This is a genomic window from Brevundimonas sp. FV1ye28 (assembly GCF_058681135.1).
The window spans coordinates 1,011,383-1,035,997 of record NZ_CM178731.1 but is presented as its reverse complement, the minus strand read 5'-3'; the positions used below and the strand labels follow the sequence as shown (position 1 = coordinate 1,035,997).

Genomic DNA, 24,615 nt, shown 5'->3' with positions numbered 1-24,615 from the left:
CCCGACGCAGTCCATATCGGTCCCATGGTGCGAGGTGAACGATCTGGGATGCGGGGCGGCGGAGGCGGCATAGAGGCCAAGGCGCAGCGCGCGGGGGCCGAGGCCGAAGCGCCGGTCGATCCTAAGACGATCCCTGCGCTGATGGATCTGGTCCGGCTGGTCGGACGATCGGGCGCGCCGCAACTGCGGCTGAGGCTGGCGGCGTCGATTCTTCTGACCATGGCGGGCAAGGCGCTGGGCGTTCTGGGTCCGCTGGTGCTGGGCGCGGCGGTCAACCATCTGGCGGCCGATCAGCCTGCCGGCGTGGCGATCGGTCTGGGGTTCGCGGGCTTCGCGGTCGGCTGGGCCATCGTGCGGTTCCTGTCGTCGGCGGCGCCGCAGCTTTCCGACGTGGTGTTCGCCCCGGTGCGTCAGGCCGCCCAGAAGACGGCGGCGACCGAGACCTTCGCCCATGCGCTGAGCCTGTCGCTGGACTTTCACCAGACCAAACGCTCCGGCGCCCTGTCTCGGACCGTGGACCGAGGCTCCCGCTCGGTCGATTTCCTGCTGAGGATCCTGGCGTTCAACCTGGTGCCGACCGGACTGGAGCTGGTGCTGGCGGCGGGGGTGCTTGCGGGCAAGTACGACTGGCGCTTCGGCGCCGTCGCGGTCGTGGTGGTGGCGGTCTATGCGGTCCTGACCCTGTCGATCTCCAACTGGCGGATCGAGCATCGGCGCACGATGAATACGGCCGATACCGAGGCGGCCGGTCAGGTCGTCGATGCCCTGATCAACTACGAGACTGTCAAGTCCTTCGGGGCCGAGAGCCGGGCGGCCCTGGGTTACGACCGCGCGCTGGGGGCCTACAACGCCGCCGCCCTGAAGGCGAACAGTTCGCTGGCGCTGCTGAACGCGGTCCAGGCCCTGATCATGAACATCGGCCTGGGCGTCATGGCCGTCATGGCCGGCTTCGAGGCGGCGGCCGGGCGGATGGGGCCGGGCGACGTGACGGCGGCGGTGCTGATCCTGATCTCGCTGTATGCGCCGCTAAACATCCTGGGCTTCGCCTATCGGGAGATCCGCCAGTCCTTCATCGACATGGAGGAGATGCTGAAAGTCACGCGCCAGACGCCGCAGGTCGCCGATGCGCCTGGCGCCGCCGATCTGGTGCGGCCGGAAGGCCAGAGGGGCGGGGCGCTGGCGTTCGAGGCGGTCTCTTTCCGCCACGACGCGCGGGCCAACGGGCTGGAGGACGTGTCCTTCACGGTGACGCCGGGCACGACGACAGCCCTGGTCGGGGCGTCCGGCTCGGGCAAGTCGACCATCGTCAAGCTGGCGCTGCGCCTGCTGGATCCGCAGGTGGGGCGGGTCGTCATCGACGGGGCGGACGTGCGGGACGTGACCCAGGCGTCTCTGCGCCGCGCGGTCGCCCTGGTGCCCCAGGACGTGGCCCTGTTCAACGACACCCTGGCGGTGAACATCGCCTTCGCCCGGCCCGAGGCGACCGAGGAAGACATCTGGGCGGCGGCCGAGGCGGCGGAACTGGCCGAGTTCATCCGCAGCCTTCCCGACGGGATGCAGACCAAGGTCGGCGAGCGCGGCCTGAAACTGTCGGGCGGAGAGCGTCAGCGCGTCGGGATCGCCCGCGCCCTGCTGGCCGATCCCTGCATCCTCATCCTCGATGAGGCGACCAGCGCGCTGGACAGTCGGACCGAGGCGGCCATCCAGAAGACGCTGAGGAAGGCCAAGGCCGGGCGGACCACCCTCGTCGTGGCGCACCGTCTGTCGACCATCGCCGACGCCGAACAGATCCTGGTGCTCAAGGCCGGGCGGATCGTCGAGCGCGGCGCCCACCACGAACTGGTGGCGCGCGTCGGCGGCGAGTACGCGGCGCTGTGGAAGAAGCAGACGCGCGGCGCGCGGATAGGCCTCGACGAGCGTCAGTCGGCGGGCTGATCCGACATCGGGATCTTCCGCCTGACCAACTGGTCCAGGTTGCTCAATATCTCGGCGCGCGCGGCTTCGGCGTCTGCGGGCAGCCCGAGGATCAGCTGCAGCGCCTGGGCGTGGACGGTGACCATGCGCCAGTCGAACGGCTTGCCCGGCTCGGCCGCGTCGATCAGATCGCACAGGCCGGCGGCGGCCCGGCACAGGTCGTCGCGATCGAACGGACCGGCGGCGTCGATGACCGCGCTGCCGATCTCATAGGCCTCGTTCAGTTGCAGGATCGGATCGCCGCCATCGGCGGGCGGGCGCAGGGCGGCGAGGCGGGCGATACGCTCGGCGACGATCTTTTCGCCCTCGACCTTCAGGTCTTCGAGGTTGGCCCTGGCCTGCGCCATCGCCACGCCGACGCTGAGGCCGCCGGGGGTGTCGATGATCGTCGACAGGCGCGAGGTGCGCGTCTTCCACATCACGACGCTCATGAGCGGGTGTCCTCGGTGTTGGCGGCGGCCTGGTCGGCGAGGCTGGCGATCAGCCGGATCATGTCCGCGCGCCGCTCTCCGGTCTTGCGCGGCGTCGCTGCGGCGAAGCGGCGGTCCGGGCCTGAATAGTCGCCCGCCTCCAGGAAGGGGCGGCTGTCGCGGGCGACCCAGATGATCCGTTCCAGCACCACGGCGGCGCTGAACGGCTTGGTGACGAGGAAGTTGGCGCCGCAGTCGCGGACGTCGGCGACCTTGGACCGTCGAACGTGGCTGGCCGTCATGATTACGGGGACGAAGGCGTTCGGCTCCAGTCCCGAGCGACGCAGCCAACGAACCAGCGCATGCCCGTTGGAGCCCTCCATCTCGCAATCCACGAACAGCAGGTCGATCGGGTGGAGCTTCAGAAGCTCCTTGGCGTGTTCGAGGTTGCGGGGCAGGTGTCTGACCCGGATGCCGAAGCCCTGGAGCGCCTGGATGGTCACCTCCAGGCTGAACGGCGAATCGTCCACGACCATGACCATGGCGCCGGTCAGGTTGAAGACGGCGCTCTCGCGAAGGGGTTCGTCGGCGGCGCTCATCGCCGAACGGTGGACGCTATCGAAGAGGGCATGGCGGCGGCCTGGATCACTGACGGCCGAAAATGGCCATCTCGCCTCTACGCGAGGTTAACGGCCTAGCTGGCCTGACCGATGGCGTAAAAGCGATCCGAACGGTGTTTGCGAAGCTGGGCCGGCGACAGCGGAAGCAGCTTTTGCAGTTCGTCCCAGACGGCGTCGCCAACGGCCGCTATCGCGGCCTCTCGGTCGGAGTGAGCACCGCCGACGGGCTCTGGGATGATCCGGTCGACGATCTTCAGGGCCAAGAGGTCGGGGCCGGTGATCTTCATCGCGTTGGCCGCGTCCTTGGCCCGCGCGCCGTCGCGCCACAGAATGCCGGCCGCGCCCTCCGGCGAGATGACCGAATAGATCGAGTGTTCGAGGATCAGCACGCGGTTCGCGGCGGCCAGGGCGATGGCGCCGCCCGATCCGCCTTCGCCGGTGACCGTGGCGATCATCGGCGTGCCCAGGATCAGGCCGCGTTCGGTCGAGCGGGCGATGGCCTCGGCCTGACCGCGCTCCTCGGCGCCCAGACCCGGATAGGCGCCGGCCGTGTCGACGAAAGTCAGCACCGGCAGGCCGAAGCGGTCGGCCATGTCCATCAGGCGCACGGCCTTGCGGTAGCCCTCGGGTCGCGCCATGCCGAAATTGTGGGTCAGGCGGGTGGCGGTGTCGTGGCCCTTCTCGTGGCCCATGACGACGACGGCCTGGCCGCGGAAGCGGGCGAGACCGCCCAGGATGGCCTGGTCGTCGCCGAACTGGCGGTCGCCGCGCAGCTCGACATAGTCGGTGAACAGGGCGTCGAGGTAGTCGATGAAGTGGGGCCGCTGTGGGTGGCGGGCGACCTGGGTCTTCTTCCACGGGTCCAGCTCGGCATAGGTCTTCTTGCGCAGCTGCGCGGCCTTCTTGCGCAGGCCGTCGATCTCGGTCTCGAACGAGCCGGAGGTGGCCGAAAGCAGACCGAGTTCCTCGATCTTGGCCTCCAGCTCGGCGATCGGCTTTTCGAATTCGAGATAGTGCGTGGCCATGAGGCGTCCGGATGGGGCGGGCAAAACGGCCCAGTCGCAAGGCGGCGGAACCTAGAGAGGTCAACGCATCGGAGCAAGCGGGGGTTCAGACGAACCGAGTTCGATGCGCTGGTCAATGCCGATCGCGTCCAGGAAGGCCTCGTCGTGGCTGACGACCAGGAGGGCGCCGTCATAGGCGCGCAGGCCCGCTTCGACCGCCTCGATCGAATCGATGTCGAGGTGATTGGTCGGCTCGTCCAGAATCAGGAAGGGCGGCGGCGTCGGGCCGCCAAGGACGCAGGCGAGGCCCGCCCGCAGGCGTTGACCGCCGGACAGATCGCCGACGATCTGAAGCGCGGCGTCCGCGCGGAACATGAACCGGGCGAGGGCCGCGCGGCAGGCGTTCTCGTCGACGTCGGGATGCAGACGCCGGAAATTGTCGCGGATCGAGACTTCTGGATCGAGCACGGCGACCTGCTGATCCATCATGGCGAACGGGACGGACCGGCGGATCGAGCCCGAGGTCGGGGCGAGAGCGCCGGTGATCATGGCGAGCAGCGTCGTCTTGCCGGAGCCGTTGGGCCCGGTGACGGCGATGCGTTCGGGCCCGGCGATGCGCAGGCTGAGGTCGGTCAGCACCGGCTGGCCGGGAACGTATCCGGCCGTGACGTGGTCGAGAACCAGCACCTCGCGTCCGGTGGGCAGGCCGGTCGAGGGCAGTGCGACAGTCAGGGGCTGGAGCACCTCGATCCGTTCGCGGGCGGCGATGGCCGCGCCCTCGGCCTGTTCTCGGCGACGTTCGGCGAGGCGGGATTGCTCGCCGCCGGTGTCCTCGGCGCGGTCCTTCCTCATGCCGAGCAGGATTTTCGGCTGGTCGCCGCGCGCAGCTGCGGCACGCCCGGTCTTGTCGGAGCGGGCCTTGCGCTCGGCGGTCTGCTGGGCCGTGCGAGCGAGATCGGTCAGTCGCTTGTCGGCGTCGGCGAGGTCGCGCTGGACCGCCTGAAGCTCCAACGCCTTGCGGGCCCGATACGCCGACCAGTTGCCGCCGTATCGGGTCGCGCCGAGAGTGGTCAGTTCGACGATGGCGTCCATCGTCTCCAGCAGTTCCCGGTCGTGGCTGACGACGATGGCCCCGGATCGCCATTCGGCCAGCAGGTCGATGACGGCCTGTCGTCCCTCGCGGTCCAGGTTGTTGGTCGGCTCGTCCAGGATCAGCCAGTCGGGCTCGGCGAACAGCAGGGCCGCAAGGCCCGCGCGGGTGCGCTGACCGCCAGACAAGGCGGCGAGGCGGGTGTCAGGCGTCGCATCGAGATTCAGCCGCCCCAGCGCCGAGGCGATGCGCGTGTCCAGTGTCCAGTCGGCGCGGGACAGGTCGTCGGAATCGGCCTCTCCCGCCTCGGCGCGGGCGAGGACGGCGAGGGCGTCGCGGGCTTCGAACAGGTCGGCGACGGTCTCATCCGCTTCGACCTGAACGGTCTGGCGCAGGACGGCGACGCGGCCGTTGACGTTGACGCTGCCCGCCTGGGGCGTCAGGCGGCCGTCGATCAGGCGCAGCAGAGTGGTCTTGCCCACGCCGTTGCGCCCCACCAGCCCCGATCGCTCGGGGCCGAAGGTCAGGTTGAGGTCGGAGAAGAGAGGCGATCCGCCGGGCGGCGCCCAGGCGAGATCGTGCAGAACGATGAAGGCGGACATGGCTTTCCCGATGCAAGGCTTTTGAGGGGCGGTTGCGGTCGGGAGGGGATCACATGGTCGGCGCAGGCCTTCGTTCGGGTAGAGATCAGAGGCTAGGGGAGGGGCTTGGCAGGATCAAGGCGAGGTTCGTCGGCCGGCCAATCCCTCACTCCGTGCACCCCGGCGAAGGCCGGGGTCCAGAGGGCGAACCCGGTCATCCGGACGGAAGACAGGTGCCCGATACCTACCATCACTGCCTGTGATCTGGACCCCGGCCTTCGCCGGGGTGCACGGTGAAATGAGCTGCCGCACGCTGCGTCACCAAGGCGTTCTTGAACGGAGCCGACGGCGCGCGCATCATGGCCTTGGACGTCCCGCGTCCCAACCGCCCCGGCAGCCATGCGCGGGGCTTAGCCGCACTTGGACACCAGGTGAGGCGGAAAGTGGAAACCCCGAAAACGAAGCGTGCTCGTCGACGCAGAGATCTCGCGCGCAAACGCGATGAGGCGCGGCGCATCTATCCGCATGATCCGAAAGGGCGTGCGGCTGAGTATTTGAAGGTCTGCTCATGTTGGATGTGCGGCAACCGCCGTCGACAAGGCGCGCCTGATGCGCTGACGGTTCAGGAACGACGAGTCTCACTGGCAGAGCGCGAGTTCATGGCCGAGCCTCTTACTCCTCCCGCGCCAAGGGATGGTGCCGATTGACCACCTGCGTCAGCCGGTCCGTCGCGACGTGGGTGTAGATCTGGGTCGTGGCGATGTCGGCGTGGCCCAGAAGCGCCTGCACCACCCTGAGGTCGGCGCCGCCTTCCAGCAAATGCGTCGCGAAGGCGTGGCGCAGGACGTGGGGGCTGACGCGGGCGGGGTCGATGTTCGCGTCGAGCGCCGCCTGATCCAGCATCTGGGCGAAGCGGCGGGGCGTCAGGTGGCTGGCGGTCGTGCCGGACGGGAACAGCCACGGGCTGTCGGGCGCTGTCTCGGGCCGCGCGGCATCGCGGACGATCAGCCAGGCCTTCACCGCCTCGCGCGCCGAGCCGTTCAGCGGCGCCAGCCGTTCCTTGCCGCCCTTGCCGCGCACGATGAGGTAGGCGGGATCGCGACGCACGGCCTCGACCCGCAGGGCCAGCAGTTCCGACACCCGCAATCCCGAGGCATAGGCCAACTCGACCAGGGCGATCATGCGGAGGCCGGAAGCGCCGTCGCGGGCAGCCGAGGCAGCCAGCAGCCGCTCCACCTCGTCCCGCGTCAGGGTGCGGGGCAGGGACCGACCCTGTTTCGGGGCGTCGAGGCGGCGGGACGGGTCATCCGTGCGCCAGCCCTCGCCCATGGCGAACCGGTAGAACTGGCGCACGGCCGAGCGGCGCCGTGCGGCCGTTGCTGCGGACAGGCCTCGCGTGGACAGGCCCGCATACCAGGCCTCGATGGCGGTTTCGTCGGCGCCCATCAGACCCGAGGCGCCCAGCGACGCCTCCGCATCCGCTAAGTCGCGGGCGTAGGCCGACAATGTGTGGGGCGAGGCGTCGCGCTCCACCGCCATCATCTCCAGAAAGGCTTCGACCTGGGGCGAGCTCATCTGGCGGATGCGTTCGGCAAGCGGTGGCGAGCGGCGGCGCTTGGTGTAGAGACTGGTGCGACCATGGCCTGCCGTTATTCCTTCCGCCGAGACCGACCGTGACCGCCGCCGCCTCGACAGAGACGGCTCTGGCCGCGATTCCCGCCCCGACCCGCATCATAGCGCTGGTGGGCCTGATGGGCGTGGGCAAATCGACCGTGGGCCGCCGGCTGGCCAACCGGCTGGGTCTTCCCTTCGTCGACGGCGACGATGCGATCGAATCCGCCGCGCGGATGACCGTGTCCGACATCTTCGCCCAGCTGGGCGAGGCAGAGTTCCGCGCCGGTGAGGCGCGGGTCATGCGCCGGCTGCTGGAAGGGCCTCCGATCGTGCTGGCGACCGGCGGTGGCGCCGTCCTGAACCCCGAGACGCGCGACCTGATGAAGGCACACGCGACCTCCGTCTGGCTGAGGGCCGACCTGAAGGTGGTGGCCCAGCGCGTACAGCGGCGCGACACCCGGCCCCTGTTGCGCGGCAAGGATCCGCTGGCGGCCCTGAGCGCCATGGCCGAGGTCCGCTACCCCGTCTACGCGGCGACGGCCGATGTCACGGTCGATGTCGGGGCGGGCGCGCACGGGCAGGCTGTGGAAGCCATCGTCGTGGCGCTGAGAGACTACTGGGCGAGCGGAGCGACGGCATGAGGGTGATCCCGGTCTCCGGCGGCGCATTCGCCGCCTATGACGTCGTCGTGGGGCGCGGCCTGCTGGCCGAGGCGGGGGCGCGGATCGCGCCGCTCGCGCGCGGCCGGACGGTGATCATCTCCGACGAGACGGTGGCGGCGATCCACGGACCGGCCCTGCAGGCCTCGCTGGCGGCGGCCGGTGTGACGTCCGAGATCGTGGCGGTGCCGGCGGGCGAGGCGTCCAAATCTTTCGCCGAGCTGGAGCGGCTGATGGACCGGCTGCTGGCGGCGGGCCTGGATCGCAAGGATGTGGTCGTGGCCCTGGGCGGCGGGGTGGTCGGTGATCTCGCCGGGCTGGCGGCGGCCCTCTACATGCGCGGCATCGACTTCGTGCAGGTTCCCACGACCCTGCTGGCCCAGGTGGACTCCTCCGTCGGCGGCAAGACCGCCATCGACACCCCGCGCGGCAAGAACCTGGTCGGCGCCTTCCACCAGCCCCGGCTGGTCCTGGCCGATATCGACGTTTTGGCCACCCTGCCACCCGTTCAGATGCGGTCCGGCTGGGGCGAGGTGCTGAAGCACGGCCTGATCTGCGACGCGGCCTATTTCGACTGGCTGGCCGGGGAGGGCGCGACGGGCGTGACCGGCGATCCGGCCGCGCTGGAGCGGGCCGTGATCCGGTCCATCGAAATCAAGTCGGACATCGTCGGCGAGGACGAGAAGGAGGCGGGCCGGCGTGCCCTCTTGAACCTCGGCCACACCTTCGGCCACGCCATCGAGGCGGAACTGGGCTTCGAAGAGGCGGCGCTGGCGCATGGCGAGGCCGTGGCGCTCGGCTGCTGCATGGCCTTCCGGTTCTCCGTGCGTCAGGGCCTGTGCGCGGCGGCGGATGCGGAACGGGTCGAGGCGGTGATCACCGCCGCAGGCCTGCCGACGCGGCTGGCGCAGGCCGGCGCCTTCTCGGCCGAGGCCCTGCTGGCCCGGATGGCGGGGGACAAGAAGGCCGAGGCCGGCGGGCTGACCCTGATCCTCGCGCGCCGCATCGGTGACGCCTTCACGCAGAGGTTCGCCGACCCTACGCCGATCCTCGACTTCCTGCGGGAAGAGGGCGCGAACTAGTCGATCGCGCGGCAGTCCGTCGGCTGGCGGCCGTCCGCTGTCCACGTCGCCAGGATCCCCTTGCCGCGCAGCTCATAGGCGCTGGCCTTGTACCAGATGCCGTCGGCGGCCCGTTCCTGATACAGATCAACGGCTTCGCCGTTGGAGTTGCGAACGGTCGCCATGGCGCGCGGGTTGTCGAAATCGACCGACAGGCGCTCGCCGTTGTCGCACAGATAGACGGTGCGGATGACGCGGTTGAGGGCGCGGTCCTGAAGCTCGGCGCCCGTGCGACGGCGCGCGGTCTGGGCGTCGACGGCGCGCTGGCGAACGGCTTCTCCGTCGGTGGGCGCCTTTGCCGGCTCCTGGCCTCCGCAGGCGGACAGGGCGGATGCCGCGGCGGCGATCAGAATCAGGTGGCGCATCAGTCTCACTACCGCGTTACGGTCAGGCTTGGCTAACGGGCTGCTCGGCCCGGCGTTCCAGCCCGTCTGGCCCGAAAGAAGTCCCGCAGAAGCGCCGCCGCCTCCTCGGCCAGAAGCCCGCCCCCGGTCGTCGGCCGCGAATGCAGCGTCGGCTGCTCGAACAGGCGGGGACCGTGGATGACCGCGCCGCCCTTGGGATCGTCGGCGCCCCAGACGACGCGGCCGATTCGCGCATGGCTGATGGCCCCGGCGCACATGGCGCAGGGCTCCAGCGTCACATAGAGGGTCAGGCCGGTCAGCCGATAGTTCCCGGTCGCCGCCGCCGCCGCACGCAGGGCGACGATTTCGGCGTGGGCGGTGGGATCATGCGCCGCCACGGGCCCGTTCGCGCCGGTCGAGACGACTTCACCTGTGGCTTCATCGACCACGACGGCGCCCACAGGCACCTCTCCGGCGTCCGCCGCCGCTTGCGCCAGGGCCAAGGCCATGCGCATGAACCGCTCATCATGGCCCGCCATCCCGAAGACAACGACAAGAAGCGCAGCACCAGTCAAGAGCTGCGCGCCCACAAGCCCGGCGATCGCCCCAAGAGCGGGGCCGCGCGCCCCGGCTCTGCGTCCGCCGCCAGCTTCGAAACCACCAAGAAGTCGCTCGAGGGCGGCCGCGGCTCGACCGGTCGCGCCTATGCGCCCGACAAGGGCGCGCGGCCTGAGAAGCCGATCAAGGGCAAACGCTATTCCGACGACTCCAAGGGCGCAGGCGCCAAGGCCGGCGGCAAGCCCGGCGGCAAACCGGGCGCCAAGGACGCAGCCCCCGCCGAGCCGAAACGCAGCGAGCGGATCGCCAAGGCCATGGCGCGCGCCGGCATCGCCTCGCGACGCGAGGTCGAGCGGCTGATCGGTCTGGGCAAGGTGGCGGTCAACGGCCGCATTCTGGATACGCCCGCGACCCTGGTGACGCGCGACGACGTCATCACCGTGAACGGCAAGCCGATCGCGGCGGCCCAGGCCACGCGCGTCTGGCGCTACAACAAGCCGGTCGGCCTGCTGACCTCGCACAACGACCCCCAGGGACGGGCCACGGTCTTCGACGCCCTGCCCAGCGGCCTGCCGCGAGTCATCTCGGTCGGGCGCCTCGACATCAATACCGAAGGCCTCCTGCTGCTGACCAACGACGGCGAGCTTTCGCGGGCGCTGGAACTGCCGGACACGGCCCTGGTGCGTCAGTACCGGGCGAGGGCGCGGGGACGCGTCACCCAGTCCGATCTCGACAAGCTGAAGGACGGTGTCACCGTCGACGGCGTCCGCTACGGCCCGGTCCTGGCCCACATCGACAAGGCGACGACCAAGGAGGACGGCTCCCAGGCCGCCAACCTGTGGATCAGCGTCCAGATCACCGAGGGCAAGAACCGCGAAGTCCGCAAGGTGCTGGAGTCCATCGGCCTGACCGTCAACCGCCTGATCCGCCTCGCCTATGGCCCGTTCCAGCTCGGGACTCTGGCGACCGGTTCGGTCGAGGAAATCGGGCCGCGCGTGATCCGCGAGCTGTTGGGCGAACATATCCGTCCGGACAATCTGCCCGAGGGCAATACGGTCGAAACCCCCGCGCCCATCCCGGGCCGCCGGTCGGCCGCGCCCAAGCTGGCCGGCGTTTCCGGCTCGGCCATGTCCGACCCGTCGCGCAAGCCCAGCCGCGTCCGCGCCGCAGAGGATGCCCATGTGGCGGGCGTCGAACGCGCCAACCGTCCTCCGAAGAAGGCGGGTTGGGCCAAGGCCGCGCCCCCCAATCCGCGCGGTCCCTCGACCAAGAAGGCCTGGGTTCCTCGCGAAGGCGCCGCCGAGGGCGAACGCCCCGCACGGGTGTTCAAGCCGCGTGACGAACAGATGATCGGTCCGAAGTCCGCGACCTGGGCCCGCGACGGAGATAAGCCGAAGCGCGACTTCAAACCGCGTGACGGAGCCGGCGCGCCTCGGTCCAGCGCACCCCGTTCCAGCGGCCCGCGCTCCGGCCCCGGCGGCCCGCGCCCTACGGGCGGAAAGCCCGGCGGATCACGCGGTCCCTCGCGGGGCTAACTGCGCCGGAAGCCAGTCGCGGGGACCTGCGGCCAGGCGTTCGATGATGATCAGCATGACGACGGCGACGAAGACCTCGGGCGCCAGTTCGATCCAGCGCGAGTCGCGTCCGACCTCGGCCGCTTCGGACATCGGCGCGCCGAACAGACAGATCATCAGGTTGTTGGCCAGATGGGCGCCGACCGCGAACTCCAGCCCGCCCAACCGAATCGCCGCCCAGGTCCAGATCGCGCCGGACAGGGCGCGGGCGACGAAGGCGACCGGATCGGGATCCAGGTGAAACGCCGAGAACAGCAGGCCGTTGATCACGCACAGCAGAACCGGATGCCGGCTGATCTGGCTGGTCAGGCGCAACAGGACGCCTCGGAAGACGATCTCCTCGCCCGCCGCCGCGATCAGCAGGCCGACCACCCCGGCCATGAGATAGAGCGGCCGCGTCCAATCCGCGTATAGCGGGTTCAGGATCGGCGGCGACCACTCGGCCCCCATCCACAGATAGACCGGGAACAGAATCGCGACGACACAGACCATCGCCAGGAAGCCGACGCCCAGGTCCCAGGCGTTGAACCGGCGACCGGGCCACAGGAACTCCGTCAGTCGGCGACGATAGGTGACAGCCGCCGCCCCCAGGATCGCCAGGGCCAGGGTCCCGAGTATGAGCGCCAGCATCATCATGTAGGCGCTTTCGTCGACCAGCCGCATCGGCGTGTCGGGCAGAACCTCGGAAAACTGCAGGTCGGCGGCGGGGCCCGGAATCAACTGAACGAGGATGGTCAGGACCAGTGTCGCGCCGAACATGAACAGGACCGACAGGGCGATGAAGCCGCCGAGCTTCAGCCACGGCCGATCCGGCTTGAAGCCGGTGATCATGGGCGAACGGCGCGCGAGCGGGACGGCGGCGACCAGGCGTTCATACGGAGACATCCCCGACCGTTGCATTGCGTCGCGGTTTCGGTCCAGAGGCAGGCCATGAGGATCGTCGCCGGAAAGCTCAAAGGTCGCGCCATAGTGGCGCCGGAGGGACAGGGCACACGCCCGACGTCGGACCGGGCGCGTCAGGCCGTCTTCAACGTCCTGGAACATGCCGCCTGGGCCGTGCCGCTGCACGGCGCGCGGGTCATGGACCTGTTCGCCGGATCGGGCGCCCTGGGCTTCGAAGCCATGAGCCGGGGCGCGGTCTTCGCCCTGTTCGTGGAGATCGATGAAGCCGCGCGCGGCGCGATCCGCGAGAACGCCGACGCCTACGGCGTGATGGGGGCGACGCGGGTTCATCGCCGCAGCGCCACCGACCTGGGGGTTCGGCCCGGCTCGGACGGCGAGGCCTTCGACATCGCCTTCCTCGACCCACCCTATGGCAAGGGCATGGGCGAACAGGCGCTGTTGCGTCTTCTGGAAGGCAACTGGCTGAAGCCCGAGGCCCTGGTGATCTTCGAACGCGGCTCGGACGAACCGGAGATCGACACCCCGGGCTACGAGCGGCTGGATGCGCGCGACTACGGCGCCGCACGCGTGCTGTTCCTGAGGCGCGCGCGGGTCTAGCCTCCGGCCATGACCCAGATCGACCGCCGCAGCCTGCTCGCCGCCGCCGGAGCCGCCGTGCTCGCCCCCGCCGCGCCCGCCTTCGCCCGCGACACCGCCTGGACCGCACGCGCCGCCATGCCCTGGCCGGCGCAGGAGATATACGCCGCCGTCCACGCTGGCGCGATCTGGACGGCGGGCGGGCTGGTCTCGCGGGGCCGCCAGCCCCTGCACATCGAAGATCGCGTCGCACGGTACGACCCTGCGACAGGTCTGTGGGCGGAAGGCCCCGAACTCCCGGCGGCGCGCCACCATCCGATGCTGATCGCCGGCGACGCCGACCTCTATGCCATCGGCGGCTACGCCCGGTCCGACGCCGGGGAATGGACCAATACGACCACGGCCTGGGTGCTGGCCGAGGGCGCTCGCTGGACCGAGATCGCGCCGCTGCCGTCGCCTCAGGCCGAAGCCGTGGGCGTGGGCGTGGGCCTGGGCGAGACCCTGCACCTGATCACCGGCCGAACGCCGGGCGGGGCGGCGAACGGCGCCTGGAACGACCAGGTCGATACGGACCGGCATCTGATCTACCGCATCGGTGACGACCGGTGGGATGTCGGGCGGCCCTGTCCTATGGCGCGAAACAGCGCGGCGGCGGCGGTGCTGGACGGCGCCGTCTGGGTGGCCGGCGGACGCACGGTCGGCGGCGGCGGGACCGGGCGGCTGGATCGCTACACCCCTGCCGAGGATCGCTGGGACACCCTCGCGCCCATTCCGCGCTCCTATGCGGCGAACAATCAGGTCGGCGGCGGCCTGGCCATGGTGGCTCTGGCCGGCAAGCTGGTCGCGTTCGGCGGCGAATGGTTCCGCCAGGGCGGGGGCGGCGGGGTCTTCGCCGAGACCTGGATTTACGACCCCACGGCCGATCGCTGGGAGCGCGGCCCCGACATGACGACACCGCGTCACGGTCTGGCCGCAGCGGTCGTCGGCGATACGATCTATGCCATCGCCGGCGGGTCCGTCGTCTCGGGCGGTAATGCCACGGGAACGCTCGAGGCTTTTTCGTTCGCTGTCTGACCATCGCGCCACGGAAAGGCTCTTAGCCCTCCCGACACGCTCAGTGGCGCTGAAACTGACCCAAAATTAGAGCAAAACGCAATTAATTCAGTATATTATCAGCCGTTGGACTCGCATTTCGATGGCCGTCTCCAGACTTTCGTCCAAGTCCCTGACTAAACGAGCATTTCGTCGTTTGGACTCTGTGCACCCGGTCATCCAGAGTCCAAATCGCGGCCGCGCCGCCGTCCCGACCTACCGCCGCCCGAACAGCTTTTCGAGGTCGTTCAGCTTCAGCTCCACATAGGTCGGCCGCCCGTGGTTGCACTGGCCGGAGTGGGGTGTGGCCTCCATCTGGCGCAGCAGGGCGTTCATCTCGGGTGCTGACAGCACCCGTCCCGCGCGGACCGAGCCGTGACAGGCCATGGTCCCGCAGACCTCCCCGAGCCTCTCCGACAGCGCCAGCGCCGCGCCGTGCTCGGCCAGGTCGTCGGCGATGTCGCGGATCAAGCCCTGGACGTCGGTGTCGCCGAGCAGGGCCGGCGTCTCGCGCACCAGCACCGCCCCGCCGCCGAACGGCTCGACGATCAGGCCCAGCTCCGCCAGCTCGCCCGCCCGCGCCACGACGCGCTCGGCCTCCGCTGGATCCAGCTCGACCACCTCGGGCGTCAGAAGCGCCTGACGGGTGACGGATCCCGCGGCCATCTGGGTCTTCATCCGCTCGTAGACCAGGCGCTCGTGCGCCGCATGCTGATCGACGACGACGATGCCGTCGCGGGTCTGGGCCACGATATAGGTGCCGTGGACCTGGGCCCGGGCCGCCCCCAGGGGCTGGTCGATCGGATCGGCCGGATGGGGCGCGCCCGATTGTTCCGGCCAGGCCGAGAAGCCGGAGGGCGGGGCTTCGACCCGGACCGACATCTCCGACAGGCCGGGGATGTCCTGGTTGGCTGCGGCCGGTCGGTCCCAGCCGGTCCAGCCGCTGTAGCCGGGCGCCGCGAAGCTCTGGGCTGTCGGCGAGGTCGGGCTGAAGGCGGGACCCGCATGGGCCGTGAACCCGGCCAGCACATTGTCGGCCACCGTGGTCGAGGCCCGGTGACCGGCGGCATGCAGGGCGTGTCTCAGAGCGCCCACGATCAGGCCCCGCACCATGGCAGGATCGCGGAACCGGACCTCCGCCTTGGCCGGGTGGACGTTCACATCGACGAACAGCGGATCGATATCGAGGAACAGCACCGCCGCCGGATGGCGGTCCCGCGCCAGGAAATCGGCATAGGCCCCTCGCAGGGCGCCTTGCAGCAGGCGGTCGCGGACCGGGCGGCCGTTGACGAACAGATACTGGTGCCCGCCGTTGCCCCGCGAATAGGTGGGCAGGCCCGCATAGCCCGACAGGCGGATGCCCTCGCGTTGCTGGTCGATCAGCAGGGCATTCGCCTCGAAGTCGCGACCCAGCAACGCGGCCAGCCGCTTCAGCCGGCCCTCGTCGCCGGGGTGCTCGGCGGGCAGGCGCAGCGTCGTCTTGCCGTCGAGGTCGAGGGTGAAGGCGACACTCTCGTGCGCCATGGCCTGGCGCTTGATCTCCTCGGAGATGGCCATGGCCTCTGACCGTTCCGACTTCATAAACTTGAGCCGGGCGGGCGTGGCGTAGAACAGGTCGCGGACCTCGACGCGGGCGCCGTGGGGCCCCGGGAAGCCGGCGGGGGCGACCGGGCGCTGATCGCCGCCCTCGACGGTGATCTGGTGGGCGTCGCCGTCCCGGGCGCGGCTGGTGATCGTCAGGCGGGCGACCGAGCCGATGGAGGGCAGGGCCTCGCCCCGGAAGCCCAGGGTGTGGATGCGCAGCAGGTCCACGTCGCCGGCGTCGTCGGGCTCCAGCTTGGAGGTCGCGTGGCGCTCGACGGCCAGGGCCAGTTGGTCCGGGGCCATGCCGTGACCGTCGTCGGCGATCAGGATGCGCGACAGGCCGCCGCCGTCGGCCTGGATCTCGATCCGGGTGGCGCCGGCATCCAGGGCGTTCTCGACCAGCTCCTTGATGGCGCTGGACGGCCGTTCGACCACCTCGCCGGCGGCGATGCGGTTGACGGTCTCGGGCGGGAGGCGGCGGATGGGCATGGGATTCGTGATCCTAGCCCGTTCCGCCGCCCGGGTCTCGCCGCCGGATCACTCCACCGGCAGGTATTCGAACGGATCGCTCGGCGTCGGCTGGGTCGGCGTCGGCATACGCGGCAGGGGCTGGTCGCGGTTGGCGGCGTTCAGCAGGAAGCTGGCCAGGATGACGGCCGCCTGGCGCATGTCGTCCGGCTTGAGGTGATCGTAGCTGTCGATGGAGGTGTGGTGGATGCGGGCACCGTAATCCAGAGGGTCCTGGATGAACTGATAGCCCGGGATGCCCACGGCCTGCATGTAGACGTGGTCGGTGCCGCCGGACGGCCGCAGCGAGACGGTCGAGGCGCCCAGGCTGGAGAAGGGCGCCAGCCACTCCTGGAAGATCGGAGCGGCGGCGACATTGCCCTCGGCGTTGATGCCCCGGATGCGGCCGGAGCCGTTATCCAGGTTGAAGTAGGCGGTCAGGTCGCCGTAGCCCTCGCGGGGCTGGATCGGCCAGCGGTGACGCCAGGTGCGGCTGTTGGGCAGGGCGGCGAGGGCCGGATCGGTCAGGGGCGCACGGGTCGCGACGTGCCGATCGATGTAGGCCAGCGAGCCCAGCAGACCCTGTTCCTCGCCGTTCCACAGGGCGAAGCGGATGGTGCGCTTGGGCCGGACGCCCAGCTCCATCAGGATGCGTGCGGCTTCCATGACCACGGCGGTGCCGGCGGCGTTGTCCTGAGCGCCGTCCGAGGCGACCCAGCTGTCGAAGTGGGCGCCGGCCATGACGTATTCACCGGACCGATCCGTGCCCGGAATATCGGCCAGGACGTTGTAGGCGTTGACGTCCTCGTCGTGGAACCGGACCTCGCTCATCAGTTCGAGCTTCGGCGGGGTGTCGGTCTTGGCGAGGCGGGCCAGGCGACGATAGTCCTCGGCGGCCAGTTCCATCCCGGGCAACTGCGGCGTTGCTCCCACGCGGAACAGGTAGCCGGTCCCGTGCAGGAGCCCGGCATCACGCTGGGACATCCGCACCCAGGCGATCGCGCCTTCCTGGGCCAGGAAACCGTCCATGGCGGTGGCGAAGTCGGCGGTCGACAGCTGGCGCTCGATGGCGGCTGGCGAATACTGGGGCTGGGTGTATCCGTTACGGCCCCGCAGCTCCTCGTCGGTCCAGCGCCGGAAGGGCGCTTCCGCAGGCTCCGATCCGGTGTCCGGCTGGGTCACCATGACGATCTTGCCGCGCAACTGCCCGCGATAGCGTTCGAAGTCTGCGACCTTGGTCATGGGGGCGACCACGACATCGGCGTTGAGCGTCCCGTTCGTGCCGGGCGTCCAGGCGATGGGGATTGCGCGCAGATCGATGGCGCGGGGCTCGGTCATCCGGGCGCTGGAGCGGACGATCGACCAGCCGCGACCGAACTCGAAGCCCTCGGCGCGGACGTTTGACAGGCCCCAGTCGCGGAACTGCTGCTGGGTCCAGCTCTCGGCCTCGCGCATCGCGGGGGAGTTGGTCAGGCGACCGCCGATGGTGTCGGTCAGATGGGCGGCCGTCTGCATGACCTGCGAGTGGTTCAGGCCCTCGTCCAGGATGCCGTTGATGGCGACGCGATCGACGGACTGGGCCGAGGCCGGCGCGGCGGCGAGCGGCGCGGCGAGGGCGGCCGAGGCGAGGAGGATCAGCAGACGTGACATTAGGACTCCGGGGCGAAAATCGTTGTTTCGGGATAAGGCGCTGCGCCGCGACGCTTTGCAATCAGGCGGATCGGTAGGGGGACAGTTCCTCGGTCATGGCGGCGATCCCGGCTTCCACTTCGGCGCGTTCGTGCGTCAGGTACTGGGCCACGGGGCCGCGCAGGGCGGGGTCGGCGATGTAGTGGGCGGAGTAGACGGGGGAGGGCAGGTAGCCGCGCGCGATCTTGTGCTCGCCCTGCGCGCCCGCCTCGACGCGGGACAGGCCGTGCTGAATCGCGAACTCGATGGCCTGGTAGTAGCAGAGCTCGAAATGGAGGAAGGGGACCTCCTCCAGCGCGCCCCACTGGCGGCCGTAGAGGGCGTCGCGGCCGATGAAGTTCAGGGCGCCGGCGATGGGCTCGTCGTCACGGAAGGCCATGACCAGGGCGATGCGGTCGGCCATCGTCTGACCGACCAGGCTGAAGAACTCCCGCGTCAGATAGGGGCGGCCCCATTTGCGTTCGCCGGTGTCCTGGTAGAAGGCGAAAAAGGCGTCCCAGTGGGCCTCGGTTATGTCGCTGCCGGTGAGGACGCGGATGTCGAGATCGGCCTGGGCGTCGCGGCGTTCGCGGCGGATGGTCTTCCTGCGGTTGGAGGACAGGGCCCCCAGGAAGTCGTCGAAGGTCCGGTAGCCCTGGTTGCGCCAGATGAACTGCATGTCCTGGCGACGCAGCATCTTCGCCTCGCCCATCGCGGTCCATTCGGGCTCGGTCGGGAAGTTCACGTGCAGGGAGGAGACGCCAAGGCGCTCTGTCAGGGTGATCGCTCCCTGGATCAGGGCGGCGCGGACTGTGGCTTCGTCCGTGCCCGGAGCGTGCAGGAAGCGCGGGCCGGTGGCGGGGGTGAAGGGGACGGCGCCGAGGAGCTTCGGGTAATAGCGGCCGCCCGCCCGCTGATAGGCGTCGGCCCAGGAGTGGTCGAAGACGTATTCGCCCTGGCTGTGGCCCTTCAGATAGAGGGGCATGCAGCCGAGGACGGCGTCGTCGGGGCCGCGAAGGGTCAGGTGGCGCGGGCCCCAGCCTTCGCGGGCGACCGCGCTGCCGGAGGCCTCGCAGGCGTTGAGGAAGTCGAAGCTGACGAAGGGATCGCCGGTGGGGGCGGCGCAGGCGTCCCAGGCCTCGCGACCGATGGCCGCGAGGGTGTCATGGACCTGGAGGGTGAAGTCGGGCTCGGAGGTCACCGCACCTCGACGATGGCGTCCACCTCGACGGCGAAGCCGAGGGGGAGCTGGTAGACGCCGACGGCGGAGCGAGCGTGGCGGCCGGCGTCGCCGAAGACCTCGACCATCAGGTCCGAGCAGCCGTTGATGACGGCCGGGATGGCGGTGAAGCCGGGGCCGGCCTGGACGAAGCCGCCCAGTTTGACGACGCGGACGACGCGGTCGAGGTCGCCATCGAGCGCGGCGTTGAGCTGGGCCAGGAGGTTGATGCCGCACAGGCGGGCGCCGGCGTTGGCCTGTTTCGGGGTGACATCCTCGCCGACCGTGCCCTTGAGGCCGCCCGAGGCGTCGTTCGACAGCTGGCCCGAGATGTGGACCAGATTGCCCGTCTTCACGAACGGGACGTAGTTGGCGACGGCCGCGGCGGGGGCGGGCAGGTCGATGCCGAGTTCGGTCAGGCGGGCGGCGATGCTCATCTTGGGCTCCATATAGGTGTTGCGGGCGGTTTAGCGCGGGGGCGAGGCGCGTCGCCAGCCTTTAAGTCTTCGCCAACCGGCGTGTGCCAGTATCCGGGCATGGAAACGCTGAGCCTGACCCAGATCGAGGCCTTCAAGGCCGTTCGCAATCGCCTGACCGCCGACGAGCGGACGCGGGTCGATATCGCCTCGGTGGAGGCCGTGGATCCGGCGGTCGCGTCGGCGTCGCACTGGAATTTCGACCTTCCGGCCCATGCCGCCGACATTGCACTCAAGGATGGGGCGATGGGCGAGGACGCGACCGATGCGATGCGCCGGGCGCTGGTCGCCACATGGGCGCTGGAGCTGCCCGGAAGGGCGAAGCAGGCGGCGCTGCCGGGCGAGGTGATGGAGCTCTATCCCTACTGGATGGACAAGATGGCCGAGTTCCTGACGGGGGCCGGCGAAACAGATGCTCCGTATGACCCGGACCACTGGGCCAAGGACGTGCGGATGGCGCTGGTGCTTAGCGTACCCGGCGCCCTGACCCAGACCATCGACCTGTCGTCGCCCATGGGGCCGGGGCAGGTGGTGCGGAACGGGCGCGAGGGGCATGGCTGGTCGCAGCTGGTGGCCTATGCGCGGGCTCAAGGGTGGAAGAAGCCCTGGCTGGAGGTCCACACCGAAAGCCGCCAGCTGGCCGATTTCAACGAGGCCGGCTGGGACCGGGCCTGGGCGACGGCGGCGGCGATCTGCAAGACGCGGCCGGAGCTGGCCGGGATGATCGGGTCGAGCTGGTTCTATGACCCGCCGCTGGAGACGATCAGCCCGCGTCTGGCCTATCTGCGGCTGAACCCGCTGAAGGGCGGGGCCTTCATCATCCACCAGGGACCGGCGCCGATTCATTCGGAGCGGGCCAGCGCGTCCTCGCCGACGCGCAAGGCCATGATCGAGAGCGGCGAATACACGCCGAGCTCGTGGCTGGTCGCCTGGCCGAAGTCGACGCTGATCCCGTGGGCGGAACAGCGCAAGGCGGCCCTGGAGCTGGCCGAGGCCGCCTGAAGGCGGCGCGATTCCAAATTCAGAGTCCAAGTCGTCCACTGAGTCCCAAGGCACAGCCGGCGGCTCGATATGGACGCCAAAACACCGTCCGAAGCGTCCGATGCGTTCGGGTCGTGGCGCTGCGTGGGAACGATGTGAAAGACCGGGCGACAGTGTCTCACGGTTTCAAGCGGGGTCTGGAATAAGGCGTCTCAAAAGATCGAGGTGTTGAAATCCCTGGGCGATTTCGGCGGTCTTTTGCCAACTGGCATCCTCGCGTTTCGGTCCTGCATCGATCCGACCGGGGAAAAGGGAGGTTTGCGGTGGTCAGCGACGCCCGCTAGGACAGCCGCCTCACCGATGACCACCCAAAAGACCGCGCCATGCACGATATCCGAGCCATTCGAGACAACCCCGGCCACTTCGTCGCCGGCTGGTCGTCGCGCGGCGTGGAGGATGCGCAAGGCCTGGTCGACCAGATCCTGAGCCTCGACACCGAACTGCGCGCCGCTCAGACGGCGGGGCAGGAGGCGCTGGCCAAGCGCAATGCGGCGTCCAAGCTGATCGGCGCCGCGATGGGGCGCAAGGACATGGAGGAGGCCGATCGGCTGAAGGCCGAGGTCGAGACGCTGAAGAATGCGATCGGTGCCGAGTCGCTGGTGGAGGCGGCCAAGAGTTGGACATTGCGCAACCTGCTGGCGGCGCAGAAGAACCTCGCAGCCGACGATGTGCCGAACGGCGAGAACGAAGACGGCAATGTCGAGACCTCGCGATGGGGGACGCCCAAGGCGGGCGCTCCGGCCAAGGATCACGCCGACCTCGGCGAGGCCATGGGCCTGCTGGACTTCGAGGCGGCGGCGAAGATGTCGGGCTCGCGGTTTGCGGTGCTGACGGGCGGGCTGGCGCGGCTGGAACGGGCCGTCGGCCAGTTCATGCTCGACGTGCAGACGACCGAGCACGGCTATCTGGAGGTCAATCCGCCCTATCTGGTGCGGGAAGAGGCGATGTTCGGGACGGGGCAGCTGCCTAAGTTCGAGCCAGACCTCTTCAGCGTAAAAAACTATGATTGGGAGGCGCTGAGTGATGAGGCCTATCGGTTAGCAGGACCGGCGCGAGACGCGGCCCTCACCGAACTCTACCAATTGACACTGGAAATCGATCCGAGTTCGACTGAGGAAGAACGCCGACTGATCATTGAGGGGGCTCAAGGGCAACTGTTCGAGAACCACAGTAAGGCCATTGGAGATATTCTCACCGGCTTGGTGCAAAAGGGCAGGTATCAAGAAGCTCGCTACCTCATCCCCACCGCCGAAGTTTCCCTGACCAACCTCGTGCGCGAGATGATCACGCCGGAGGAGGAGCTGCCGCTGCGGCTCACGGCCCTGACGCCCTGCTTCCGGGCTGAGGCGGGGTCGGCGGGGCGGGATACGCGCGGGCTGATCCGCCAGCACCAGTTCCACAAGGTCGAACTGGTCTCCATCACCACGCCGGACAAGTCCGACGAGGAGCACGAGCGCATGGTGACCTGCGCCGAGGCGGTGCTGCAGAAGCTGGAGCTGCCCTATCGCCGGATGCTGCTGTGCAAGGGCGACATGGGTTTCTCGGCGCGGAAGACCTTCGACCTGGAGGTCTGGCTGCCGTCGCAGGACACCTATCGCGAGATCAGCTCGGTCTCGAACTGCGGGGACTTCCAGGCGCGGCGGATGGATGCGCGGTTCAAGCGGAAAGAGGGCAAGCCGGAGTTCGTGCACACGCTGAACGGCTCTGGCCTGGCGGTCGGGCGGACGCTGGTGGCGATCATGGAGAACTATCAGGACGAGGGCGGGCGGATCGCCGTGCCGGCGGCCCTGCTGCCCTATATGGGCGGGGCGACGCACGTCGGTTGAGATTGCTCCGTGCACCCCGGCGAAGGCCGGGGTCCAGATCACGGATCCGGTCTCGCCCGGGTCGGCATCGGCATACAATGGTCTAGATTTGCGTTTGCAATCTAGATCCCGGCCTTCGCCGGGATGCACGGAAAAAGGGAGTCCCGAGATGAAGACGATGCTTGCAGCCCTCGCCCTGGCATTGGCCACCCCGGCCATGGCCCAGGATCGACCGGCCCCGCCGACGACGTTCGAAGGCTGGATCAACTTCTCCGGCGAGGAATTCCAGCTGGTGGACAACCAGAACCGCTATGTCGCCGGCACGCGCCGTCCCTGCATCTCGGGCGCCCTGCCGCGTGACGAACAGCGGATGTCGGCGCGGACGATCGGCCGCCAGAAGGTGCGGGTCACCGGCACGACCATGCCATGGTCCGAGGATCTGCCGGGCGATCGGTACGACTACGAAGGCTCGAACATCCGCAATGAGTGCGAGGGCGCCTTCGTGATCCTGGGGACGGACATCGCCGTCATTCAGTGACTTTCCCTCCGTGCACCCCGGCCTTCGCCGGGTCTGGTTGGAGGAGAGGGTGCGGAAGAGAGCGGGCGTCTGTCGATCCAGACTTTCGCATGCGTGATCTGGACCCCGGCCTTCGCCGGGGTGCACGGAGGAAGGGGATGGGGTATTGCGTCCCGACTCATTCGAAAGATCCGATTTGCGCATCCTGCTGACCAACGACGACGGCATCGAAGCCGAGGGCCTGGCCTGTCTGGAGAGGATCGCGCGGACCCTGTCGGACGATGTCTGGATCGTCGCCCCGCACGAGGAACAGTCGGGCAAGGGGCGGGGGATCACCCTGACCGAGCCGCTGCGGGTCAACCGGTTTTCTGACAAGCGGTTCTCGGTCACCGGGACGCCGACGGATTGCGTGGTGCTGGCGGTCAACGACCTGTTGGACGTGAAGCCGGACCTGGTGCTGTCGGGCGTCAATCGCGGGCACAATGTCGGGGAGGACTGCTCCTATTCCGGCACGGTGGCGGGGGCGTTGCAGGGGATGGCGTTCGGCATCCGCTCGATCGCCCTGTCGCAGTCGCTCGAGCGGTTCCACGACGAGGTCACGGCCCACTGGGAGACGGCCGAGGCCTTTGCCCCACCGATCATCAGCCGCCTGCTGGCCGAGACCTGGCAGGACGGGGTGGTGATGAACCTGAACTTCCCCGCGCGCGCGCCCGAGGCGGTGAAGGAGGTCGAGGTGACGGTGCAGGGCTTCCGTCAGGCCGGAGAGATGCATGCGGTCAAGCGCACCGATCTGCGGGGCCGCGACTACTACTGGATGAGCTTCCGCGGGTCGAAGCAGGACCATGCGCCGGGCACCGATCTGCGCGCCATGGACGACGGCAAGATCTCGGTCACGCCGCTGCATATCGACCTGACGCACAAGGCCAGCGTCCATGAGCTGAAGGGCGTGCTGGGCGGGGCGCCGCCGAAGGCTCTGGTCGCCGGATGAATCTGAAGGACGATCGGGCGGGGCGGCTGATCCTGTCGCTGCGGCAACAGGGGGTCACCGATCCCAAGGTGCTCGCGGCGATGGAATCGATCGACCGCGCCGTGTTCGTGCACGAGAAATTCCTCGATCAGGCGTGGGAGGATCAGGCCCTGCCGATCGATTGCGCCCAGACGATCAGCCAGCCCTATATCGTCGGCCTGATGACCCAGGCCCTGCAGGTCGAGCCGCGCCACCGGGTGCTCGAGATCGGGACCGGCAGCGGGTATCAATGCGCGGTGCTCAGCCGCCTGGCGCGCTACGTCTATTCGGTCGAGCGGTATCGCAGCCTGATGGTCGAGGCCGAGGCCAAGCTGAGGCGTCTGGAGATCGACAATGTCATCACCCGCCATTCCGACGGCGGTCTGGGCTGGCCGGACCAGGCGCCCTTCGACCGAATCATGGTGACGGCGGCGTCGCCGACAGAGCCGACCGAATTGCTGAAACAGCTGAAGCCCGGCGGGGTTCTGGTCTGTCCTGTGGGACGGACCTCGGTGCAGATGCTGCATCGCTATACGGGCCAGGAAGACGGCTCGTTCCGGCGCGAAAGCCTGTGCGAGGTCCGGTTCGTGCCCCTGGTCGAGGGGACGGCCAAGGAGGGGTGACTCCGGGTTGTTTCCTGGCGTAGCCTTCACCTGTCCGTGTGCAGGGGGA

Annotated in this window: 23 protein-coding genes; 11 read left to right on the top strand and 12 right to left on the bottom strand. The window is 69.1% G+C overall.

What is annotated here, in order from left to right:
- The first annotated feature begins 48 nt into the window (after positions 1 to 48).
- Positions 49 to 1,935 (top strand): ABCB family ABC transporter ATP-binding protein/permease, encoded by a 1,887-nt coding sequence (locus ACW171_RS05250; RefSeq protein ID WP_492096040.1) that lies wholly within the window; start codon positions 49 to 51, stop codon positions 1,933 to 1,935.
- On the opposite strand, the gene ACW171_RS05245 is transcribed toward ACW171_RS05250, so the two are convergent.
- The 5 genes from ACW171_RS05245 to ACW171_RS05225 all read right to left on the bottom strand — a co-directional run bounded on the left by ACW171_RS05245 (position 1,920) and on the right by ACW171_RS05225 (position 7,254).
- Positions 1,920 to 2,405, bottom strand: coding sequence for a chemotaxis protein CheE (locus tag ACW171_RS05245; RefSeq protein WP_492096039.1), 486 nt, complete (start codon positions 2,403 to 2,405; stop codon positions 1,920 to 1,922). The two genes, ACW171_RS05250 and ACW171_RS05245, sit on opposite strands and share 16 nt — an antisense overlap.
- Positions 2,402 to 2,983, bottom strand: a complete 582-nt coding sequence (locus ACW171_RS05240) for a response regulator (protein WP_492096038.1) — start codon at positions 2,981 to 2,983, stop codon at positions 2,402 to 2,404. Before ACW171_RS05240 ends, ACW171_RS05245 begins: the two co-directional genes overlap by 4 nt.
- 95 nt (positions 2,984 to 3,078) lie before the next feature.
- Entirely contained in the window at positions 3,079 to 4,029 is a 951-nt protein-coding gene (locus ACW171_RS05235) for an acetyl-CoA carboxylase carboxyltransferase subunit alpha (protein WP_492096037.1), read from the bottom strand.
- A gap of 60 nt (positions 4,030 to 4,089) precedes the next feature.
- Positions 4,090 to 5,700 (bottom strand): ABC-F family ATP-binding cassette domain-containing protein, encoded by a 1,611-nt coding sequence (locus tag ACW171_RS05230; protein WP_492096036.1) that lies wholly within the window; start codon positions 5,698 to 5,700, stop codon positions 4,090 to 4,092.
- Between the two features lie 651 nt (positions 5,701 to 6,351).
- A complete protein-coding gene (locus tag ACW171_RS05225; RefSeq protein WP_492096035.1) occupies positions 6,352 to 7,254 on the bottom strand; it encodes a tyrosine recombinase in 903 nt (300 codons plus the stop codon).
- Positions 7,255 to 7,322: 68 nt separating this feature from the next.
- Here ACW171_RS05225 and ACW171_RS05220 point away from each other — a divergent pair, with 68 nt between their 5' ends.
- Positions 7,323 to 7,934, top strand: coding sequence for a shikimate kinase (locus tag ACW171_RS05220; RefSeq protein WP_492096592.1), 612 nt, complete (start codon positions 7,323 to 7,325; stop codon positions 7,932 to 7,934).
- Positions 7,931 to 9,034, top strand: coding sequence for a 3-dehydroquinate synthase (gene aroB / locus ACW171_RS05215; RefSeq protein WP_492096034.1), 1,104 nt, complete (start codon positions 7,931 to 7,933; stop codon positions 9,032 to 9,034). Before ACW171_RS05220 ends, aroB begins: the two co-directional genes overlap by 4 nt.
- On the opposite strand, the gene ACW171_RS05210 is transcribed toward aroB, so the two are convergent.
- Both ACW171_RS05210 and tadA read right to left on the bottom strand, forming a co-directional pair.
- The gene (locus ACW171_RS05210) at positions 9,031 to 9,438 is read right to left on the bottom strand and encodes an MliC family protein (RefSeq protein WP_492096033.1); all 408 of its coding nucleotides are present in this window, start codon (positions 9,436 to 9,438) and stop codon (positions 9,031 to 9,033) included. The genes aroB and ACW171_RS05210 overlap by 4 nt on opposite strands.
- A 32-nt stretch (positions 9,439 to 9,470) precedes the next feature.
- A complete protein-coding gene (gene tadA / locus ACW171_RS05205; RefSeq protein WP_492096032.1) occupies positions 9,471 to 9,932 on the bottom strand; it encodes a tRNA adenosine(34) deaminase TadA in 462 nt (153 codons plus the stop codon).
- 12 nt (positions 9,933 to 9,944) lie between these two features.
- On the opposite strand from tadA, the gene ACW171_RS05200 reads away from it, so the two are divergent.
- Complete coding sequence (locus ACW171_RS05200) at positions 9,945 to 11,510, top strand: pseudouridine synthase (RefSeq protein ID WP_492096031.1); 1,566 nt, start codon at positions 9,945 to 9,947, stop codon at positions 11,508 to 11,510.
- Here ACW171_RS05200 and ACW171_RS05195 read toward each other — a convergent pair.
- Positions 11,487 to 12,434 carry a CPBP family intramembrane glutamic endopeptidase gene (locus tag ACW171_RS05195; RefSeq protein ID WP_492096030.1) on the bottom strand — a complete coding sequence of 316 codons (948 nt, stop codon included), beginning with the start codon at positions 12,432 to 12,434 and terminating at the stop codon, positions 11,487 to 11,489. The two genes, ACW171_RS05200 and ACW171_RS05195, sit on opposite strands and share 24 nt — an antisense overlap.
- Positions 12,435 to 12,479: 45 nt before the next feature.
- Between ACW171_RS05195 and rsmD the strand changes: the two genes are divergently transcribed.
- Positions 12,480 to 13,049 (top strand): 16S rRNA (guanine(966)-N(2))-methyltransferase RsmD, encoded by a 570-nt coding sequence (rsmD, locus tag ACW171_RS05190; RefSeq protein ID WP_492096029.1) that lies wholly within the window; start codon positions 12,480 to 12,482, stop codon positions 13,047 to 13,049.
- Positions 13,050 to 13,058: 9 nt separating this feature from the next.
- Entirely contained in the window at positions 13,059 to 14,102 is a 1,044-nt protein-coding gene (locus tag ACW171_RS05185; protein ID WP_492096028.1) for a Kelch repeat-containing protein, read from the top strand.
- A gap of 234 nt (positions 14,103 to 14,336) precedes the next feature.
- Here ACW171_RS05185 and mutL read toward each other — a convergent pair whose 3' ends face one another.
- From mutL to ACW171_RS05165, 4 genes are all read right to left on the bottom strand, one after another.
- Complete coding sequence (mutL, locus tag ACW171_RS05180; protein WP_492096027.1) at positions 14,337 to 16,193, bottom strand: DNA mismatch repair endonuclease MutL; 1,857 nt, start codon at positions 16,191 to 16,193, stop codon at positions 14,337 to 14,339.
- A gap of 48 nt (positions 16,194 to 16,241) precedes the next feature.
- On the bottom strand, positions 16,242 to 17,861 hold the full coding sequence (locus ACW171_RS05175; protein WP_492096026.1) for a M20/M25/M40 family metallo-hydrolase: 1,620 nt from the start codon (positions 17,859 to 17,861) through the stop codon (positions 16,242 to 16,244).
- A gap of 61 nt (positions 17,862 to 17,922) precedes the next feature.
- The gene (locus ACW171_RS05170) at positions 17,923 to 19,080 is read right to left on the bottom strand and encodes a GNAT family N-acetyltransferase (RefSeq protein WP_492096025.1); all 1,158 of its coding nucleotides are present in this window, start codon (positions 19,078 to 19,080) and stop codon (positions 17,923 to 17,925) included.
- Positions 19,077 to 19,535 carry a RidA family protein gene (locus ACW171_RS05165; protein ID WP_492096024.1) on the bottom strand — a complete coding sequence of 153 codons (459 nt, stop codon included), beginning with the start codon at positions 19,533 to 19,535 and terminating at the stop codon, positions 19,077 to 19,079. The genes ACW171_RS05170 and ACW171_RS05165 overlap by 4 nt, the downstream gene beginning before the upstream one ends.
- A 99-nt stretch (positions 19,536 to 19,634) precedes the next feature.
- Here ACW171_RS05165 and ACW171_RS05160 point away from each other — a divergent pair, with 99 nt between their 5' ends.
- The 5 genes from ACW171_RS05160 (at position 19,635) to ACW171_RS05140 (ending at position 24,566) form a co-directional block, all read left to right on the top strand.
- A complete protein-coding gene (locus ACW171_RS05160; protein WP_492096023.1) occupies positions 19,635 to 20,576 on the top strand; it encodes a hypothetical protein in 942 nt (313 codons plus the stop codon).
- Positions 20,577 to 20,938: 362 nt separating this feature from the next.
- Positions 20,939 to 22,441, top strand: coding sequence for a serine--tRNA ligase (serS, locus tag ACW171_RS05155; RefSeq protein ID WP_492096022.1), 1,503 nt, complete (start codon positions 20,939 to 20,941; stop codon positions 22,439 to 22,441).
- A gap of 148 nt (positions 22,442 to 22,589) precedes the next feature.
- Entirely contained in the window at positions 22,590 to 22,958 is a 369-nt protein-coding gene (locus ACW171_RS05150) for a hypothetical protein (RefSeq protein ID WP_492096021.1), read from the top strand.
- Between the two features lie 175 nt (positions 22,959 to 23,133).
- A complete protein-coding gene (gene surE, locus ACW171_RS05145) occupies positions 23,134 to 23,925 on the top strand; it encodes a 5'/3'-nucleotidase SurE (protein ID WP_492096020.1) in 792 nt (263 codons plus the stop codon).
- Entirely contained in the window at positions 23,922 to 24,566 is a 645-nt protein-coding gene (locus ACW171_RS05140; protein ID WP_492096019.1) for a protein-L-isoaspartate(D-aspartate) O-methyltransferase, read from the top strand. The genes surE and ACW171_RS05140 overlap by 4 nt, the downstream gene beginning before the upstream one ends.
- Positions 24,567 to 24,615 lie beyond the last annotated feature (49 nt).